The sequence below is a fragment of the Campylobacter massiliensis genome (assembly GCF_014253065.1).
Classification (GTDB): Bacteria; Campylobacterota; Campylobacteria; order Campylobacterales; family Campylobacteraceae; genus Campylobacter_A; species Campylobacter_A massiliensis.
Genome location: NZ_JACLZK010000001.1, coordinates 332273 through 351882, shown reverse-complemented (window position 1 = coordinate 351882; position 19610 = coordinate 332273). Strand labels below are relative to the sequence as shown.

The window sequence follows — 19610 nt, the reverse complement described above, 5'->3', positions numbered from 1 at the left end:
CTAAAGCCCAAATTTACTCAAATTTGGGCTTTAACTCTCGCAAATTTACAAATTTAGGAGAACGACGATGAAAGCGATCGTAACGGTGATCGGTAAGGACAAGGTTGGCATTGTGGCGGGTGTTTCGGCTAAGCTAGCGCAGCTTGGGCTAAACATAGACGACATCAGCCAGACGGTTTTGGACGAGTTTTTTACGATGATGGCGGTGGTTTCCAGTGAGGAAAAGCAGGACTTCACGGCGCTAAGAGAGGAGCTAAACGAGCTAGGCGAAAAGCTAAAAGTAAAGATCAACATCCAAAGCTCGGCGATCTTTGACGCCATGCACAACATCTAAGGCCCCGATATGGACATCAAAAACGTAACCGAAACGATCGCGATGATCGAGGAGCAAAATTTCGACATCCGCACGATCACGATGGGCATCAGCCTGCTTGACTGCATTGATCCCGATATCGACAAAGCCGCGGAGAAAATTTATGCAAAAATCATCGACAAGGCGCGCGATCTAGTAAAGGTCGGTAATGAAATTTCAGCAGAGCTTGGCATCCCGATCGTAAATAAGCGCGTCTGCGTAACGCCTATCGCCATCATCGGCGCGGCGACGAACGCTACCGACTACGTCCCGCTAGCAAAAGCGATGGACGAGGCGGCGCAAAAGGTCGGTATCGACTTTATCGGCGGATTTTCAGCGCTAGTGAAAAAGGGCTACGCAAAGGGCGATAAAATTTTAAAAAACCCCACCCCCGCCGCACTCGCTGCGACGCAGAAGGTCTGCTCGTCGGTAAATATCGGCTCGACCAAGACGGGCATAAATATGAGCGCGGTCGCCGACATGGGGCGCGTGATCAAAGAGACGGCGCGGCTTTCCGATCTTGGCGCCGCCAAACTCGTCGTGTTTGCCAACGCCGTCGAGGATAATCCCTTTATGGCGGGCGCATTTCACGGCATGGGCGAGGCCGAGGTCGTCATAAACGTGGGCGTATCAGGCCCCGGCGTCGTTAAACGCGCACTTGAGAAGGTGCGCGGAGCGAGCTTTGACGTGGTCGCCGAGACCGTGAAAAAGACTGCGTTTAAGATCACGCGCATCGGACAGCTCGTCGGACAAATGGCGAGCGAGCGCCTTGGGGTTAAATTTGGCATCGTAGATCTCTCGCTGGCTCCGACTCCGGCGGTGGGCGATTCGGTCGCGCGCGTGCTTGAGGAGATGGGGCTAGAGCGCGTCGGCACGCACGGCACGACGGCTGCGCTAGCGCTACTAAACGACGCGGTCAAAAAGGGCGGAGTGATGGCGTGCAACCAAGTAGGCGGGCTTAGCGGCGCGTTTATCCCCGTCTCGGAGGATGAAGGCATGATCGCCGCAGTGCGCGCGGGCTCGTTAAATTTGGAAAAGCTCGAAGCGATGACCGCAATCTGCTCGGTGGGGCTCGATATGATAGCAATCCCCAAAGATACGCCCGAGCAGACGATCGCCGCGATCATAGCCGACGAGGCCGCAATCGGCGTGATAAATCAAAAAACGACCGCCGTGCGCATAATCCCAAAAGGCAAAGAGGGCGACACGCTGGAATTTGGCGGCCTGCTCGGAAGCGCGCCCGTGATGAGCGTAAATAAAAACTCATCGGCGGACTTCATCGCCCGCGGCGGCCAGATCCCCGCGCCTATTCATAGTTTTAAAAACTAAATTTACAAAGTCCGCTCAAATTTGCGGACTTTGTACTTTCAAATTTATACGCGACGTTTAAATATTTTTTAGTTAAAATAACATCGAAAATTTACGTCAAGGATCTATAAATGAAAATTTTACGTTTTTTAGCGGCGCTTTGTTTTGGCGCGGCGGTAGCATCGGCGGCTGGTGACGGCAAGGTAACGAGCATCGATATTTACGTGACGCCGTACTACTCGGCAAATGCCGGCAAGGCTGAACATGTAAAGGTTTACGACAAGATCGACGGTCTGCTAAAAAGCGGCACGCTAGAGGACTTTAAGAGCGCAGAAAAGATCGTGCAAGACGCTCCGCAGATGGTCACGCCGATGACTCTTTTCGTGCTTTCGGCTCGCGCTTACGATCTTGGCCTGCGCGACGATGCTGTGTTTTGGTTTTACAACGCCAAAAATCGCGCGATCTTGTTAAGGGAGATTATAAATTTAGACGACGGTAGATTTTTTGAGGTCAAAAGCGCAATAGGAGCGTTTATCAAGCTAGTGGGCGACGTGGTAAATCCATACGCGTTTTGCGACATCAAAAAGCAGCAAGATATCGCCGCAAAGTCGCTCGAGTGGAGCAAGGCAAACGTCTATGAAGCTATGTTTTTACCGGAGTTTGAGTCGCCTCACGCAGATAGAAAAGAAGCGCTCGCAAAAGCAATAGAAGCCCTAGAGGCACGTGCGAAAAAAGAAAAAGATTATTTTCTGGATGATGAAAATTTGGCTAAATTTAAAGCTATGCGCAAGCAAAACAAGGCCGACGAGAGATTTTGTTTTTAGGAAGCAAAGTGGGCCTTAGCGCCCGTTTTCGTCAAATTTAACTAAGCTAGCCGCGTCAAATTTACCGCCGCAACCCCACCCTACTCGCTAAGCCTCTGCGCTAATTTTTACCAAAGCTCGCTTAGGCCTAGGATATCGTTATGTCCGACGTTTAGCTCGTAAATTTTATCTCCCGGTTTTAGAAATTTAAGCAACCTGCGCGAGTTATCCACGCCGATTAGCTCGTCGTGCTCGCCGTGAAATATCGTCACCGGCCCGCCAAAACCCTCGACAAACTCAAACGTAGGGATTTTATATTTGATTAAAAATTTCGGCACGAACGGCATTTTCTCTCGCGCTAGCTCCTCTAGACTAAAATAAGGCGCGATCAAAACTAGCCGCTTAGCGCCGTATTTCTGAGCCGCACGAGCCGCTAGCCCGCTGCCTACCGAGTATCCGACCGCCGCAACTTCGCCCGCATCATACTCCCGCAAAACCAGCCGCATCATCGCATCCGCATCCGCGTAAAGCTGCTCCTGCGAGCTTATCTCGCCGCCGCTCTTGCCGTAGCCTCGGTAGTCAAACAGATAAAAATCATAGCCCAAATCCGTAAAAAACCGTGCGTAACCGCCCCAGCCTTGCAGATTGCCCGCATTGCCGTGGAAAAATATCGCCGCGCCGTTTTTTGCCTTTCGTTTGCCGCTCGCATCGCGCGCGTCGCCGTAAATTTGCCCGCCATTCCTACTCTGCGCTAAAAACTTAAGCCCGCTTATCCACGTGCCATCCGCGTCTAGTCTTATCTCCTCAAACGGCTGGTCAAAGCTAAAATCATGGTTTGGCTCAAGCTTGCTCGGAAAAAATATCAGCCTCTCTTGAAAAAAATAAAGCAGCGCCAAAAGCGCGATATATAGGATCAAAACTATAATGCCAAGCCGTAAAATTAAGTTCATTTTCGCCTTTCAAATTTATCTGCGCCGGATTTTCTCCGCTCAAAAAATATCCTAACCCTCTCGCCGCTCTGGCTTCCGAATTTCTCCCGCGCAGCAAGCCCGATCTCATCCGCTAACCGCTCAAAATAGCCGTCCTCGCCGAAAAGATAAATTTGCTTATAAAGCGGCAAAAGCGCGGGGAAATTTCGCCCGATGAAGGATAAAATTTTATCGCGAAAATTCGGATAGAGATTTAGCCTATCAAACCAAATTTCATCCGCCGCGTCGCCGTAGCGGGATATGATATCAAAAACTGGCGTGATCTGCGGAAAAATCGGCGCGACGAAGATATAAGTTTTTACTCCCGCGGCGCGCAGCTTTTTTATCGCTGCGATCCTTGCTGCTACGGAGCTTGCGCGAGGCTCCAGCGTGTGGCGTAGGTTTTCGTCTATCACGCTCAAACTCACGCCCGCTCGGACGTTAGGCATGGTTTGCAGCAGGTCTATATCGCGCGTCACGAGGCTTGATTTGGTTAAAATTTGCAGGTTTATATCCGAGCCCGCAACCGCCTCAAGGACTTTGCGCGTAGCACCAAAGCGCGCCTCGTACGGGTTATAGCAGTCCGTAACCGAGCTCATAAATACGCGCTCGCCGCCGCGCAAGCCCGCAAATTTAACTAAGCCCGTCGCGTCAAAATCCTTCACGTCCAAAAACTCGCCCCACGCCTCCTCGTGCCCGGTGACGCCGCGCATAAACTCGGCGTAGCAGTAAATGCAGCCGTGCGGGCAGCCTATGTACGGGTTGATCGCGTAGCCTCCGCTGCCGATTTTGGAGCGCGAGAGGATATTTTTGGCGCGGATTTTTGCGATGCACATTTTTGTTTCGGCCTTTGATTGCGTGGATTTTATGAGGGATTTTAGCGAAATTTTATAGCCTGAACTCTAAATTTAGATAAATTTGGGCAACCAAAAAAGGAGTTCAAGGGCAGCCTTTGATTGCGAGATTTTTTGGTTTTAGCAGTCAAATTTAAACTCGTTAAATTTGACTTTACGCGCTAAATTTAACTCAAATTTGAGTAGCCCTAATGATAAATTAAATTTGATCTGCTACCGGCGTAGGTTTTTAAAGACAATCCCCACCGAAAGCCTGAGCGACGACCTTATTTTTGCCGCTATTTTTGCCTTTGTAGAGTAGCTTATCGGCTTGTTTTATCACAGTTTCCACGTCTTTTACGGCTTTGACGTTAAAGTTAACTAGCCCAAAGGTCGCGGACGTCTTAGCGCTCTTGCCTTCAAACTCTAGCTCCGTCTCGGCGATCTTGCGCCTGATACGCTCAAAGGTATGTTCCGAGTTTTCGAGATTTATATCCGATAAAAATATCAAAAACTCCTCGCCGCCCCAGCGATACACCAGATCGCCCTCGCGCAGACTGCTTTTTATCGCGTGTGCGATGATCTTTAGCGCCTCGTCGCCAAAGGCGTGTCCGTGGGCGTCGTTTAGTTTTTTAAAGTCGTCGATGTCGCACAGCACGATGCTGGCATCGCAGCTCAAAAACTGCATGCGCGGCACGGCAAATTCGTAAAATGCGTTTCTGTTTAGAAGGCCGGTGAGCGGGTCTTTGTTGGCTAGTTCGCTTAGCCTCTCTTGGCGCTCGAGCATCTCCTGGCGCAGTTTTGCGCTAAAAGTCCTAGAAAAATCCACGACCAAAACGATAATAAACGCCGCTACGACGATGAAATTTAAAATATAAAAGCACTCTGCCTGCGTTCCGGCAAGCTGCGGCGGAGTCTTCGCGTAAAAATACAAAAACAGGTAAGCCGCGCCTTTGGCGTACGCAAAAAAGTTATTCACGCCCTTTGTAGCTAGGCTCGAGAAAAACACGATAGACATGAGGGCTAAGATGATATTTTGAAACCCGTAATCCCAGCCAAGAACGAGCGTGCAGATAAAAGCGTGAGCAAATATCTCGATCCTAACCGCCGCTACGGCTATGGCAGCCGTCTTTAGATCCCTTGCCATATATACGCAAACGGCATAAAGAGCAACGCTAATGACGTTTAGGCACGCTAGTAAAAGCTGATCTATGTAGATAAAAAGCGCCAGATATATCGCGTGAATAAGCCCAAACGCCGCAAACATAGCACGAAGCTTGACGTAAAAGCCGTACCTCGCAAAAAGGTTAAGCAGCATCGCCGCATCCCTTAAATTTGACGCAGTTTTTACCGCTCCTTTTACCCTCGTATAAAAGCTTATCCGCAACGATTGTCATTTCGGTTAGACTCATCGCGCGCGCGTTTTCAAACACCGCAGCGCCAAATGTTATGCCTATTTTTTTGCCGTATGGAGAAGTGAGAGTATTTACATTTTTGAGAACTCTTTTTACCATCTCTTGGGCCGAAACATCGTCGTGTACTAAAGCTACGAGTAAAAACTCCTCACCGCCCCAGCGACACAGGATGTCTTTTTCGCCGCGCGAGTTTTCGCGTAAAATTTGCGCGATCTGCTTTATCGTCTCGTCTCCGACGTCGTGCCCAAACGTGTCGTTTATCACCTTAAAATCGTCTATATCGCCAAGCGCAACCAGCACCTTTTGATCCGGGAAATACTCCGCTATCTCATCAAACTGCTCATGCGCATAACGGCGATTATCAAGGCCCGTTAAGAAATCAAATTTGGATGCGGACTCAAGCTTATCGTTTTGCGAGGCGACCTCGTTTATACTCTTTGCGTAAACCGAGTTTAGCGTGTTCGTACGGCGAGCAAACGATACGAATATCGCCGCAAACGTCACCACGAACATAATACTTCCGCTAGCGCCTAAATTCACGATACCGAATTTATCCCTCAATATATACAAAACAGCGTAAGCTACGGCTTCAGCGATGATGATGCCAAGCACGGTGCGGTTTTTGCCGATAAAAATCAAATAGCTAGTCGCGATACCCCAAATAAAGAAATTTTCGTTGCCCCAGCCCCAACCGTATAAAAATACGCCCAAAAATCCGTGACATACGACCGTGAGATGAATAAAATTTGCCGCAAAGCCCGGATCGTCATCGTGACAAAGCATTACGTAAACGCTAACCGTCGCTAAAAAAATATAAGCAGCCAAAAACGGCGCCGGCACGCGCGCATAAATAGCGAAAAATAGTAAAAAAATCTGCAAGCAAGTAAAAAATCTAAGTAGCGGAAGAGCAATCGCTGCAAGCGCCTTTTCCTCAGCGCTTTGCTCAAATTTTGCCATCTGTACCAGAGCTTTTAGCTCTTTAAATCTGCTACCGTTTTTTTCGCACTCTCTCTCGTCATGCGAATTTTTTCGCAAGATTTTTCGCGCCGTTTCGGCCATAAGCAAAAAAGCTCCGTTTCTATAAATTTTGGCTCATTTTATCACATTTTTGTTTAAAAGTTTTTTGATCCAAGACAAGTGTTTATACTAATTTTAAACGATTTTTTGGCACAATCTAGGATTTTAAAAGTAAAATTTAAGGGTAAATATGCTTGAAGTCAAAAATTTATTGATGAGATTTAACGCACAGCTGCTATTTGAGGACGTAAATTTAAAACTCACTCGTGGCAATCGTTACGGACTCATCGGCGCAAATGGCGCGGGAAAATCGACGTTTCTAAAAATCCTTGCAGGCGAGATCGAAGCAAACAGCGGCGAGATCGTCATCGAAAACGGGCTAAAAGTAGGCGTGCTAGGGCAAGATCAGTTCGCGTTTGAAAACTTTAGCGTCAAGGACGCCGTGCTATACGGCAACAAACGCCTCTACGACGCAGTAAAAGAAAAAGAGAAACTCTACATGAGCGAGGAGTTTACCGACGCCGTAAACGACCGCTTAGCGCAGCTTGAGATGATAAGCGCCGAGGAGGATCCTAGCTACGAGTACGAGGTTAGGATCGAGAAAATCCTAAGTTCGCTTGGCTTTAGCGACTTTGAAAAGCCGATGAGCGAGGTCGAAAACTCGGATAAATTTAAAGTCCTACTCGCTCAAGTGCTATTTCCAAAGCCGGACATTCTTTTCCTCGACGAGCCCACGAACAACCTTGATATCAATAGCATAAAGTGGCTAGAAAACGAGCTAAACCGCCACGAGGGCACGATGGTGCTAATCAGCCACGACCGCCACTTCTTAAACGCGGTTTGTACGCACATCCTAGACGTGGATTTTAAGAAAATCAGGCAGTTTGCGGGCAACTACGACGACTGGTACATTGCCTCGACGCTGGTTGCCAAACAGCACGAGATGGAACGCGACAAAAAGCTAAAAGAAAAAGAGGAGCTGGAGAAATTTATCGCGCGATTTTCCGCAAACGCGAGTAAGGCCCGCCAAGCCACGAGCCGCCAAAAGCAGCTAAATAAACTCGACATCGAGGAGATCAAGGTATCAAGCAGACGCGATCCTAGCATACTTTTCCGCACCAAGCGCGACATCGGTAACGAGATCCTAGAGGTGCGCGGCATCAGCAAAACATACGACAAGGTTTTGTTTGAAAATTTTAGCTTCAAGCTCGAAAAGAACGACAAAGTCGCTATCATCGGCGCAAACGGCGTAGGCAAAAGCACGCTAGCTAAAATCATCATCGGCGAGGTGGCTCCAGATAGCGGCGACGTGCACGTGGGCGCGACGATAGAGCCTAGCTACTTCGCGCAGGACACGACAAACAAAATCACCGGCGAACTCAAACTCTACGAGTGGCTGCAAGACGAAAACAATAAGGACCTAAACGAGATCCGCAAGTGTCTGGGCAGGATGCTATTTAGCGGCGCCGAACAGGAAAAATCGGTCGGTAGCCTAAGCGGCGGCGAGAAACACCGCCTGATGCTAAGCCGCCTGATGCTAGAGCGCGGCAATCTGCTCGTACTAGACGAGCCAAACAACCACCTCGACCTCGAAGCCATCATCGCCCTAGGCGAAGCGCTGTATAAATTCGGCGGCAACGTCATCTGCGTGAGCCACGACAGAGAACTCATCGACGCCTTCGCTAACCGCATCATCCACCTAAAAGGAAACGGCGAGGTCGTCGATTTTAAGGGCACTTTTGAAGAATACGCCGCGATGAACGAGGGGGCGACGGCTTAAATTTTTGATTTTAGCTTTGATTTGGCGGGCAAATTTGACGCTCGCTAAATTTGAAAGCAAATCCAAGCGGCAAATTTAACTCGGTTTTACTGCTTGGATTTAAATTTTACCGCTTATCTTTTTAGCGACTATTTATAAGGCTTGCGCTACGAAAATGCCGACATATTTTTCAATTTTACCGCTGCGTATCGTTTATTAAGAATGAGATAAATATTTCTATGATAACATTTATCCATATCATTTACTACTGCGAAAAAACAGCTAAATATAAAAACAAATAGATGCGAATGTAGCACCACAAGGAGAGAATGCTAATGGGTGAAAGCGTAAATAATTTACTACAAAAAAGCGATGAGCTGATAGTAAATATGGTAAAAGAGGCGGGCGAGCTGGTTAAAAATTTTATCGAGATGTCAAAAAATGATCCAAGATTTAAGGATTATTACCGCGATTTTACCGGCGTCGGAGTGCAAATTTTTAAAATCCACGAAAAACTGCATGTCGATTTTACGGAACTAAAAGAGTGCGAAGGGATAAAGGCGCTAAAAGAGTATAAAGGATAAACTTCCGCCCAATTTAAATCTCTTAAATTCTTTCTTTAAGGACGAGAAAAATTTTACTCACAATAAGGAATAAAAACAAGATTTAACGTTTTTGCGGTTCGGGTCTCGGTGGTCCAAATTTGAGCGTAAAACGACAAGGTGAAGTATTTTTTCTTTAGACGAGGCGGAAATAAGCCGAGCGAGGGCGCGTATACGAAATACGTAACCGAGCTTCGGCGAAATTTCCAACGACGTATAAAGGAAAAAGACAAGCCTTACTTGGCAGAATACTGCGCGTCGAGGTATGGTATCAAATATCCATACCCCTCCTTCTCCATCTCCTCTTTCGGCACAAACCTCAGCGCGGCGCCGTTTATGCAGTATCTTAGCCCTCCTTTATCGCGCGGACCGTCGTCAAATACGTGCCCCAAGTGCGAGTCCGACATCGCGGTTTTGACCTCGGTGCGCACCATGCCGTGCGATAGATCGGACTTTTCGGCGATCAGGCTCGCGTCGATCGGCTTTGTAAAGCTCGGCCAACCGCAGCCCGCGTCAAATTTATCGTACGAGCTAAAAAGCGGCTGACCGTTGGTGATATCGACGTAGATACCGATGCGCTCCTCGGCGTTTAGCTCGCTGCTGTGCGGACGCTCGGTCGCGGCGTGCTTTACGACGTCGTATGAGATGGCGCTTAGTTCATTTTTTAGCGTTGCGTCGTCTTTGTTTTTGTAGTTTTGCAAATTTTGCTTCATATCGCGCTTTTTGTCGCTCAAAATTTCGCCCTTTTTAGGCAGGCTCTCAAAGGTCACGTGGCAGTAGCCGTGCGGGTTTTTGTCCAGATAGTCCTGATGATACTCCTCGGCTTTGTAGATATTTTCTAGCGGCGCGACCTCCGTTACGATGGGCGCTTTGTAGTTTTTTTGCTGCTCGGCGATAAAGGCTCTGATCGCCGGCTCATCCGCCGCATCGGTGTAGTAAATGCCCGTACGGTACTGCGTGCCGCGGTCGCCGCCTTGCTTGTTTAGACTGGTGGGATCGATGGTGTTAAAGTAAAATTTGAGCAAATGCGGCAAATCGATCACATACTCGTCGTATTCGACCCAGACGGCCTCGACGGCGTTCGTGTCGCCCGTGCAGACCTGCTCGTAGCTAGGGTTTGGCACCTTTGAGTTTGCATAGGCCGTATAGGTGCTAACTACGCCCGGAAGCTGTTTTAGATAGGCCTCCGTGCCCCAAAAGCACCCGCCCGCTAGCACGATCGTTTTGTTCGCGGCCGCAGGCTCTTTTGTTTTATGATTCATCTGTTCTCCTTGTAAATTTAAAAATATACCTAAAAATAGCGCCAAAGCGCCGACTATTCCAACCGTTTTTAACGTTTTGCCAAGCATTTTCGCTCCTTTTGGCTTAAATTTTTGATTAAATTTGATTCGGGCAAATTTGACGGTTTTGCATTTTATGCACCGAGACCTGCACCCTGAAAATGCCAAATTTATCGTCAAACACTAGATTTTCAAATTCTTTTTTTGGGAGGCGGAAGGGGCTTTACTTCGCCTGTGGCTCGTAACTGCAAGCAGACCTACTTACGAAGCGTCGCCCCTTCCGCCCCCAACCCCCCGACCATCCCCACTGCACGTGAGATGTTGCTGCACTGCGTGCAGGTTAAATTTAGCGCTGTTGCGCCGCATGTTTAAAAATTTTACATTTTCAAGATGCGGGTCTCGGCGAGTCAAATTTGCAAAATTGACTGCAAATTTGAGCGTAAAACGATAAGGCGAAGTATCTTGCGATGATTTTAAATGTCTTGAAGTAAATTTCGTCCCAAGACTAGACATATAGTCTGTCGCAGGGCGAAATTTACGAAATCATTTAAAGGCGCGCAAGAGGCAAGCCTTAGACAAAATCGGCGAAATTATAACCGCCTACCATAAACCCAACGTGAATTTTGCCTCTTAATTTACTCTCTCGCGGCTAACGGCAAGGCGTAGAATTTAAACCCCTCCTGCTCAAACCCGCTCGCAAATGCCTGAAATTCGTCAAATTCGGCGCCGTTAAACTCCGCTCGCCAGATCGCGCCCTCCTCGTTAAATTCTCGATCAAAGCTTAGATTTCGCTTTTCAAAATAGTTCTCAAAGCGCGATCCAAGCGCGTACGGCGTAAAAAACACGCAAAGCGATTTTATCTCAAATTTAACTAGCACGCCGCAGCCGGCGGCCTCCTCTATCGCCGCATTTACCGCTGCGCCGTAGGCTCTCACGAGTCCGCCCGTGCCTAGCTTTATCCCTCCGAAATACCGAACGATGAGCGCACCCGCATTTACGAGCCGGGCGCCTCTAAGCGCGTTTAGCGAGGGCTGGCCGCTCGTGCCCTTTGGCTCGCCGTCGTCGCTTTGATTTTCCACTATCTGGCCGTAGCCGTTTCGCTCGCGCAGCGCCCACACGACGTGCGCAGCCTTCGGATGTTCCGCTTTTAGTTGCTCGTGCAAGGCCTTAAACTCGCAAATCGGGCACAAAAAGCATAAAAACGTCGATTTTTTGGCTTCAGTTTTGGTCGATACGACCCGCAAAACCGTTTGCAATTTTCTCCTTTAAATAAAGCCCGATTTTAGCGAAATTTTAAAAATATTCTTATAAAATGGCGGCTAAAATGAAATAAGCTCTCAAAAAAGAATGAAAATGTTTAAAAAAATCTCAAAAAAAACGCTTTGGCAAATCATCGCTATGATCGTATCTAGCGCCGTTTTTAGCGGCTCTGGGATCCTAATACTAGCCTTTATCAACAAATACCTCTTAAATTTAAAAGAACAAGACGCTCAAATTTTGCTCGCGTTTTTCGCGCTTTTGATTTTGTTTTTGGGTTTTTCGGTGCTCTCGCGCATCGCTCTTAGCATGATCGGCAACGACTTTGTCTACGAGCTGCGAACCAAAACGATAAAAAGAATCCTAGATACCGCAAATCAAAAAATCGTAGCCGCAGGCAAGTCAAATTTGATCGCCTCGCTCTCAAGCGACGTGCGCAGCCTAACAGACGGCTTTATGCAGGTGCCAAGCATCATCCAAGGCGTGCTCATCATCGGTGCGACAGGCGCTTACGTGCTATATATCTCGGCCGAGATTTTCGTGTTTTTGGTGCTTTGGACGAGCGCGGCGACGTGGATCTGCAAGCGCTCGATCAAAAATATCCACAAATACTTCGAACAATACCGCAAATGCGAGGACGCGCTGTACCGCGACTATCAGACCTGCATCGAGGGACACAGGGAGCTTAGCTTAAATTTAGCCCGCGCGAAGCGGCTTTTTTGGGACCGCTTTATCCCAAACGCAAAAAGCCTGCGCGAAAACATCGTAAAAGCAGAGATCCATCAATCCTTTATGAGCAACTGGCTAAACACCGTGATGCTAGGCGCCGTGGGAATCGAGATATATTTTTGCCTAGCTTGCGGCGCCGCAAGCCTACAAGACGCGATCACGGTGGCTTTGGCGATACTTTTTTTGCGAGCGCCGCTTATGATGCTGCTTTACTCGGTGCCTAGCGTATTTCGCGCGCGTATCGCCTACGAGCGGCTAAAAAAGCTAGACCTAGCACCCTTTGAGCCGGAATTTGAGCTGGGCGAGACGGCTCCGCAAATTTGGCAAAAACTACGCCTAAAAGATATAAATTTCGCCTACGACGAGGGGAGCGAATTTGCGCTAAAAGATATAAATTTGGAGATTAGTCGCGGCGAGACAGTGTTTTTGATCGGCAAAAACGGCAGCGGCAAAAGCACGCTATTTATGATCCTGGCCGGGCTTCTAGCGCCAAAAAGCGGCGAGATGTTCGCAGATGACGTCAAGATCACCGAGTCAAATTTAAAAAGCTACGCAAATACGATCAGTGCTGTGTTTAGCGACTTTTATCTCTTTGACGAAGTGATGAGCGACGATGAGACGCTGATAGAGGTGCTGCTAAAAAAGATGTCGATAGAAAACAAAGTAAGCGTCAAGGACGGAAATTTTAGCACGCTAAATCTCTCTCAAGGGCAGAAAAAGCGCCTCGCCATGGTCGCAGCGCTGCTTGAAAAGCGCAAATTTTTGATCCTTGACGAATGGGCGGCCGACCAAGACCCAGAGTTTAGGCGGCATTTTTACACGGAGTTTTTGCCGGGGCTTAAGGCGCAAGGTTACACCGTTTTTGCAATCAGCCACGACGATGCGTACTTTGATGCGGCGGATAAAATTTACGAGATACGAAACGGGCAAATAAGTAAAATAAAATAACTCGCCATCGCTTACAAACCTTAGTAGTTCATAAAATAATGCAAATAACCGCCGAATAATCCCAGAATTTTGCATTTTAAAATCAAGCTCGTTTTTATAGATTATTTATCAGTTATTTTATGCTTATTTTATATTATATAAATATCAATTTTAATTATCAATTAAGGAATAAAGTTATAATATTTGAGCATATTATAATCCATATTTATATATTTGTATTTACGCTTACTAAATTTATATAAAAATATTTTTTAAGGAGAAAACGATGAAAAAGGGTCTATATTGCAGACGCCAAAATGCAGTTTACATCTTGTCTCTGATCGTTGCCGTAAATTTATACGCAGCCGACGAGAAAAATACGAAACTTGAAAAAACCGTCATAACATCGACCGGTTTTGAAACACCTCTAAGAGACGAGGTCAAAAACGTCTACATAATAACCTCGGAAGAGATCAAAGACCGCGGCTACGCGAGCGTGACGGAGGTGCTTGAGAGAGCGCCCGGCATTTATATAAGGAACTCCGGAGAATTCGGCGCTGAAGAGATAGACATGAGGGGGCAAGGCGACTACGCCAAAACAAACGTCAGGACGCTAGTAAACGGGATGGATTTAAACGTATTAAAAGCCGGTCACGGCAACATCACGACGCCTTTTAACCTCATCGCCGTCGAAGATATAGAAAGGATAGAGATAATCCCTGGCGGCGGGTCGGTGCTTTACGGCGGAGGCACGACCGGTGGTGTAATAAATATCATCACAAAGAAAAAACCGAGCAAATTTTACGTAAATGCTTCGAGCAAACTTGCATCCTATAGCTACCGCGACCTCGCCTTTGGCATAGGCGGACCCGTTAGCGAAGATCTATTTTTAAAATTTAGCGCAAAAGGCTTTGACTCGAAAAGCTACAGAAAAGAAGAGAAAAACAAAGGACATTATTTCAGCGGAGCGCTCAATTATCAGATAAACGATAAACAGAATATCGCCATTACTCCGAGCTACTACTCCCAAAAATTAAAAAACCAAAGCGGCCCGCTCACATTGCGACAAGTCGAGCAAGATAGAAGACAATCCGGCGAAACGCAAGATCCGCAAAAATATACCAAAACCGATCTTAGCATCGATTATTCGATCGATTTTAGCGACAGCTTTCAAACGCACATAATGCCGTATTATTTAAAAACAAAATATACCCAAGAAGGCGAAATCGTAGGAGCCGGCGCCGTAAAACGCTCATATCAAACCAAATTTAGCGATAGAAAATACGGGACAAATTTTAAAAATAGATTTAAATACGGCAGCGGCGAATTGGTATTCGGATATGATTATGAAGACATATTCGATAAATTATCTCAAGGCGATGAGCTCGGTAAAACGATATACTCCGCCTATCTCGTCGAAAAGCACGATTTTACCGACTGGTTCTCTCTTAGCGGCGGAGCCAGATACGAAAGGGCCCTATACGATGTAAAAAGGCCTGAAAGCAAGGCCAATAAAAGACCGGCTTTTCACCAAAGCAAACACACTAACAGTCACGCCTTTGACGTGATTCCGAATTTTAAATATTCGGACACCGGAAACGTCTACTTTAAATTTGAAAAAGGCTTCGTCTCCCCGTCCCCTCAAGAGCTAGTCGACGTCGTAAAGGTAGATAATCATACTGAATTTAAATTTAACGGCCTCAAACCAGAAACCTTTAGAAGCTTTGAAATAGGCATAAAAGATACCATTTTTGATCAATTCTTCAGCGCTACGGTATTTAAAACCTACACAAAAGACATGATATTTTTAAAGTGGAAAGACCCCTTGCACGGACTTGGACAAAGGATATTCGAAAGAGAATATATAAATTTAGACAAAGCGACGCGTAGCGGACTGGAGCTTTATGCGGAACAAAATTTATTTAGCGACAAACTAAAACTCACCGAATCCTTTAGCTACGTAGATTCAAAGGCTACTTTTACGAGACAAGGCAAAGAGGAAACAAAGTCGCTACCTTACGTAGCGAAAAGAAAAATCGTTTTGGGCGTCGATTACGCGCCGATCAAAACGCTTAATATATATGTGAGTTTGAGAAATTATTCCAAAATTTTAAACAGCAGTTACGAATACATGAGCGCAAAAACCTTAGTCGACCTCTCCGCAAAATATAAATTCACTAAAAATTTCTCCTTGTCCGGCGGCGTCAAAAATCTCTTTGATAAAAAATATTACTCCTACTATGACAGCGCGGCAAATAGAGGAGCGGGCGTTTATTACCCGTCCGCGGAAAGAAATTTCTACGTAGAGTTTAAATATACTTATTAAAATTCGCAAACCGGTCCTTGTCGGCGACCGGCTTGCCTTAAATTTGCTTTGCGATCCTTCTTTTAGAATATAAACACAAGGACAAATTTCAGCTAAAAATGGTTAAAATAACGGATATCATTTTAAATAAGGAGACATAATGCAGCTAAGCGAGGAAGCAAGAGAAGCCAAAGAGATGGCGCTAGGAATGATGAATGATAACTTCATCGGCCTTACAGAGAATATGTGCGCAAAATTCGGCGGCTTTACGAACCCGCAAAACGTCAAAATGACCGATATCACCGAGGACGGCATGCATATCGCCTGCGACGAAGGCGAGGTGTTTGTACCGTTTGAGAAAAAAGCCGAACTAACGGTCGAGAGCCTACGCGACGAGGTCATAAACATCGTAAACAGCATGGAGGGCTGAATCCTCCCTTGCGCCTCTTTAGCCGGAGCACAAATTTACCGCGTTTGCTTGCTTTTACGCCAAATTTAACTCTCAAATTTAAAACCTTCCAAGCTTTACCTCGCGTCAAATTTATTTTAAGCCTTTCAAATTTGATCTTTAAATTTCATCTTTTAAACGCGCAAAATCGTCTGCAAATTTAAATCCGTAATCTCGCACAAATTTCTATTTTACAAATTAAACTTACATAAACTGATTTTAATTATTAATTAATACCAAAAACAGTAGAATAACGAAAATTTTTATCATTATTAATTATGATAAAACCAAAGGGAGTTCAAATGAGTAAAAAAATATCAAACTCGCAAGGCAGCAAATTTATACTTTTGTCGCTAGCCGCAGCCGCAAGCCTAAACGCGCAAACCCAAAACGTCACGCTTGACGCGGCTATAGTAACGGCGACGGGCTTTGAAAGCGCGCTAAAAGAAGAGACTAGAAATATATTCGTCGTAACCAAAACAGACATCGAAGCCTACGGCTACCGCACGATAAAAGAGCTCGTAGAAAAGATCCCTAGCGTCGATTTCGTCAGCACCTCAAGCCTAGGAGAAAACATAGATATGCGCGGACAAGGCATGCGCGGAGACGGCGCGACGCCTACTATGGCCGTAAAAATCATGCTAAACGGAGTGCCGATAAATATGGTCGATGCGGCGCACGGCATCATACCGCTTGAGATGATCGCGATCGAGGACGTCGAGCAGGTCGAAGTGATGCCCGGAGGCGGAGCCGTGCTATACGGCAGTGGCACTAGAGGCGGCGTGGTAAATATCATCACCAAGCAAAGACCGCGAGATTTTTTCGCAAACGTTAGCTCAAAAATCGGCTCGTATAGCTACCGCGACGCCGCAGCCACCGTCGGCGGAAATGTGAGCGAGGATCTGTTTTTAAAATTTAGCGGCAAAGCGTTCGGTCAAAAAGGCTATAGGCACGACTACAAGGAGCGCGGATACTACCTAAGCGGCGGGCTAAACTACAAATTTAACGACTCCCACTCGCTAAATTTGACGCCTAGCGTATTTAAATCAAAAAGAAACGATCCTGGCACCCTAACCCAGGATCAAGTTTCGCAAAACCGCAGACAAAACGCCAATAACGGCCTAACAAAGCTCTTTGAAAACGAAAAAATCGACGTTAGCGCCGTTTACGAGGGCAAATTTAACGACTTTTACTCGGTAAATTTGATGCCGTATTATCAAAAAATCAAAATCAAAACCTCCTCGACCGAGTCGGCTCGCGGCGTGCGCTATCCGTCGCAAGGACTTTTCGGCGATAAAAAATACGGCGTAAATTTTAAAAATAAGCTCGACTACGGCAGCGGCGAGTTTATCTTTGGCTACGACTACGAGCAAAACAAAGGTGATAGAGAGTCGCACTACGAGGTAAAAACATCGCCCGTGATAAGCCTAAAGCACGACACGACGCTTGATCTAGAAAAGACCACTCACGCGTTTTATTTTATGGAAAAGCATAAATTTACGCAGCTTTTTGATCTAAGCTTTGGGTATAGATTTGAGCGCGCGCAGTACGAGGCCAGCAGGGTTTCTGATATGAAAGGCTTTAGAAACGGCATGCCTTTTCCTCCGATGACTAGCTACAACGCCATAAGCGACGGCAGAGATATCGACAACCACGCGTTTGAGTTTACGCCCAATTTCAGATACTCCGACACCGGAAACGTATATTTTAAATTTGAGCACGGCTACATCTCGCCCTCGCCTTCTCAGCTAACCGACAAGGATCAGGTAACCAAACAGTACAAATTTAACGACCTAAAATCCGAGAAATTTAACACCTACGAGATCGGACTAAAAGATCACGTCGCAAGCATGCCGGTAAACGCTACCGTGTTTTTAACCGATACTAGCGACGAGATAGCCTACGCCGAGCTAGGGGCCAATCACGGAGACGCTTGGAAATACTACAACATCGCAAAAACCAGACGCTACGGATTTGAGTTTTTTAGCAGGCAAAATCTCTTTGATAGGCTGATTTTGAGCCAGTCTTACGCCTACGTAAACGCCACGATCAAAAAGGGCGATAACGCGGGCAAAGAGGTGCCCTACGTGTCAAAACACAAATTTATATTCGGCGCGGATTACGAGATCGTAAGCGACTTGCACCTGTTTGCGGACTATAAATTTTACTCCAAGAAAAAGGACCTAAACTACGACGACATCTCATCTCGCAGCATCGTGGACGCGGGCGTTTCGTATAAATTTAAAAATGGATTTGGCATAACCGGAGGCGTAAAAAATCTCTTTAACAAAAAATACTACGACTACCAAGGCAAAAACAGCCAAACCGGCATCTACGAGTATAGCCCGGCAAACGAGCGAAACTACTACGTAGAGTTTAAATACACTTACTGAACCGCTAAATTTAGGGCTCTGTGCCCTAAATTTGCCTTTTTGGACGCTACGTTTTTCTGCGAAATGTTATTTGGATTTTATTATTTAACGCTATGAAATCTCGTCAAATTTTATTACCGATTAATAATAGTGGCGGTATAATAAACAGCTTTTGATAATTAATATTAGGATTAAAATGTTTGGGTATATAGAAGTCGGTGGCATCTTTATGTGGCCGATATTTTGCCTCTCGGTGCTCGGTATTGCGGTGCTTCTTGAAAAGGGAGCGTATTTTTTATTTACCGAGATAGATGCGACTAGTTCGTTTAAGATCAGGCTTTGCAATCTGATTTTAGAAGGCGACTACGCAAAAATCAAAGAATTTTGCAAAGGCTACAAAAACTCGCTTGCTAAAACCGCGCTTTTTGTCGCGGAAAATCTAGGCGAAGGCGCGAGTAAAACGCAGATCGACTACATCGCCGAGGAGGCCGTATCCACGCAGCTAACCTCGCTTGAGCGGCGCACGTGGATACTGGGCCTTTGCGCGAGCGCGAGCCCGCAGCTGGGGCTTCTTGGTACGATAGTCGGTATGATAAAGGCCTTTAGCGGACTTAGCGGCGGAGTGGACGCTCCGCTCGTAGCAGTCGGCATCTCCGAGGCGCTTTATACGACGGCTTTTGGGCTCATAGTGGCGATTCCTTGCGTGATATTTTTTCTTATGATTAGCAAAAAGATAGATTTCATCCTAAACGATCTAAACCGCATTATGAGCCTGTTTGGCCGCAGTTTTGAAAGGAGAAGCTGTGAAGTATGTCCGCAGAGATAAAGCAAGATACGCCGGCATCTCGATGCTAAATTTGATAGACGTGATATTCGTGCTTTTGCTGTTTTTTATGGTTACGACCTCTTTTAACAAATTTGCCCACATCGACATCGCCCTGCCCCAAAGCGCATCAAATTTAGACGAAAAAGATACCAAAAACGTCGAGGTTTTTTATCTGCTTAGCGGCGAAGTGCTTTTGAGTATAGGCGGCGAGCAAAAAAGCTTAAATTTAACGGATCTAGCCGCACAAATCGCGAATTTGACCCCGAAGCAAAAAGAGAGCGTCAAACTAAACGCAGATGAGGCTATAAACTACGGCGAGGTCGTAAATTTGATCTCTATTTTAAAAGATAACGGCACGCAAAACGTCGAGCTAAATATCAAGAAAAAATCCAAAGGATAGAAAATGAAC

General features: G+C 46.4%; 17 protein-coding genes. 11 read left to right on the top strand and 6 right to left on the bottom strand.

The genetic code is table 11. The features are described 5' to 3' along the window. The first annotated feature begins 67 nt into the window (after window positions 1-67). The 3 genes from H7R39_RS01685 (at window position 68) to H7R39_RS01675 (ending at window position 2484) form a co-directional block, all read left to right on the top strand. On the top strand, window positions 68-334 hold the full coding sequence (locus H7R39_RS01685; protein ID WP_005871308.1) for an ACT domain-containing protein: 267 nt from the start codon (window positions 68-70) through the stop codon (window positions 332-334). A 9-nt stretch (window positions 335-343) separates the two neighbouring features. Then, the gene (locus tag H7R39_RS01680) at window positions 344-1681 is read left to right on the top strand and encodes a PFL family protein (protein WP_185897694.1); all 1338 of its coding nucleotides are present in this window, start codon (window positions 344-346) and stop codon (window positions 1679-1681) included. Between the two features lie 110 nt (window positions 1682-1791). Then, complete coding sequence (locus H7R39_RS01675; protein ID WP_185897693.1) at window positions 1792-2484, top strand: cytochrome-c oxidase; 693 nt, start codon at window positions 1792-1794, stop codon at window positions 2482-2484. 107 nt (window positions 2485-2591) lie between these two features. On the opposite strand, the gene H7R39_RS01670 is transcribed toward H7R39_RS01675, so the two are convergent. The 4 genes from H7R39_RS01670 to H7R39_RS01655 all read right to left on the bottom strand — a co-directional run bounded on the left by H7R39_RS01670 (window position 2592) and on the right by H7R39_RS01655 (window position 6738). Continuing rightward, on the bottom strand, window positions 2592-3413 hold the full coding sequence (locus H7R39_RS01670) for an alpha/beta hydrolase (RefSeq protein ID WP_185897692.1): 822 nt from the start codon (window positions 3411-3413) through the stop codon (window positions 2592-2594). Then, a complete protein-coding gene (locus H7R39_RS01665; RefSeq protein WP_185897691.1) occupies window positions 3410-4267 on the bottom strand; it encodes a radical SAM protein in 858 nt (285 codons plus the stop codon). Before H7R39_RS01665 ends, H7R39_RS01670 begins: the two co-directional genes overlap by 4 nt. Before the next feature lie 247 nt (window positions 4268-4514). Further along, window positions 4515-5582 carry a GGDEF domain-containing protein gene (locus H7R39_RS01660; RefSeq protein ID WP_185897690.1) on the bottom strand — a complete coding sequence of 356 codons (1068 nt, stop codon included), beginning with the start codon at window positions 5580-5582 and terminating at the stop codon, window positions 4515-4517. After that, window positions 5572-6738 carry a GGDEF domain-containing protein gene (locus tag H7R39_RS01655; RefSeq protein ID WP_228724744.1) on the bottom strand — a complete coding sequence of 389 codons (1167 nt, stop codon included), beginning with the start codon at window positions 6736-6738 and terminating at the stop codon, window positions 5572-5574. The genes H7R39_RS01660 and H7R39_RS01655 overlap by 11 nt, the downstream gene beginning before the upstream one ends. A 148-nt stretch (window positions 6739-6886) precedes the next feature. Between H7R39_RS01655 and H7R39_RS01650 the strand changes: the two genes are divergently transcribed. Continuing rightward, window positions 6887-8476, top strand: coding sequence for an ABC-F family ATP-binding cassette domain-containing protein (locus H7R39_RS01650; protein ID WP_185897688.1), 1590 nt, complete (start codon window positions 6887-6889; stop codon window positions 8474-8476). 314 nt (window positions 8477-8790) lie between these two features. Continuing rightward, entirely contained in the window at window positions 8791-9039 is a 249-nt protein-coding gene (locus H7R39_RS01645) for a chemotaxis protein (RefSeq protein ID WP_185897687.1), read from the top strand. A 254-nt stretch (window positions 9040-9293) separates the two neighbouring features. Here the strand turns inward: H7R39_RS01645 and msrA are convergent, their stop codons facing one another. Together msrA and H7R39_RS01635 are read right to left on the bottom strand one after the other, a co-directional pair. Then, window positions 9294-10406, bottom strand: a complete 1113-nt coding sequence (gene msrA, locus H7R39_RS01640) for a peptide-methionine (S)-S-oxide reductase MsrA (RefSeq protein ID WP_185897686.1) — start codon at window positions 10404-10406, stop codon at window positions 9294-9296. Window positions 10407-10972: 566 nt separating this feature from the next. Then, window positions 10973-11593, bottom strand: coding sequence for an IMPACT family protein (locus H7R39_RS01635; protein WP_185897685.1), 621 nt, complete (start codon window positions 11591-11593; stop codon window positions 10973-10975). Between the two features lie 97 nt (window positions 11594-11690). Here H7R39_RS01635 and H7R39_RS01630 point away from each other — a divergent pair, with 97 nt between their 5' ends. From H7R39_RS01630 to H7R39_RS01605, 6 genes are all read left to right on the top strand, one after another. Further along, window positions 11691-13271 (top strand): cyclic peptide export ABC transporter, encoded by a 1581-nt coding sequence (locus H7R39_RS01630; RefSeq protein WP_185897684.1) that lies wholly within the window; start codon window positions 11691-11693, stop codon window positions 13269-13271. Window positions 13272-13536: 265 nt separating this feature from the next. Continuing rightward, a complete protein-coding gene (locus H7R39_RS01625) occupies window positions 13537-15576 on the top strand; it encodes a TonB-dependent receptor (RefSeq protein ID WP_185897683.1) in 2040 nt (679 codons plus the stop codon). 139 nt (window positions 15577-15715) lie between these two features. Next, entirely contained in the window at window positions 15716-15985 is a 270-nt protein-coding gene (locus H7R39_RS01620) for a DUF2470 domain-containing protein (RefSeq protein WP_185897682.1), read from the top strand. A 320-nt stretch (window positions 15986-16305) separates the two neighbouring features. After that, on the top strand, window positions 16306-18396 hold the full coding sequence (locus H7R39_RS01615; RefSeq protein WP_228724702.1) for a TonB-dependent receptor: 2091 nt from the start codon (window positions 16306-16308) through the stop codon (window positions 18394-18396). 175 nt (window positions 18397-18571) lie between these two features. Beyond that, window positions 18572-19201 (top strand): MotA/TolQ/ExbB proton channel family protein, encoded by a 630-nt coding sequence (locus tag H7R39_RS01610; RefSeq protein WP_185897681.1) that lies wholly within the window; start codon window positions 18572-18574, stop codon window positions 19199-19201. Further along, window positions 19179-19601, top strand: coding sequence for an ExbD/TolR family protein (locus H7R39_RS01605; RefSeq protein ID WP_185897680.1), 423 nt, complete (start codon window positions 19179-19181; stop codon window positions 19599-19601). The genes H7R39_RS01610 and H7R39_RS01605 overlap by 23 nt, the downstream gene beginning before the upstream one ends. Window positions 19602-19610: the final 9 nt, after the last annotated feature.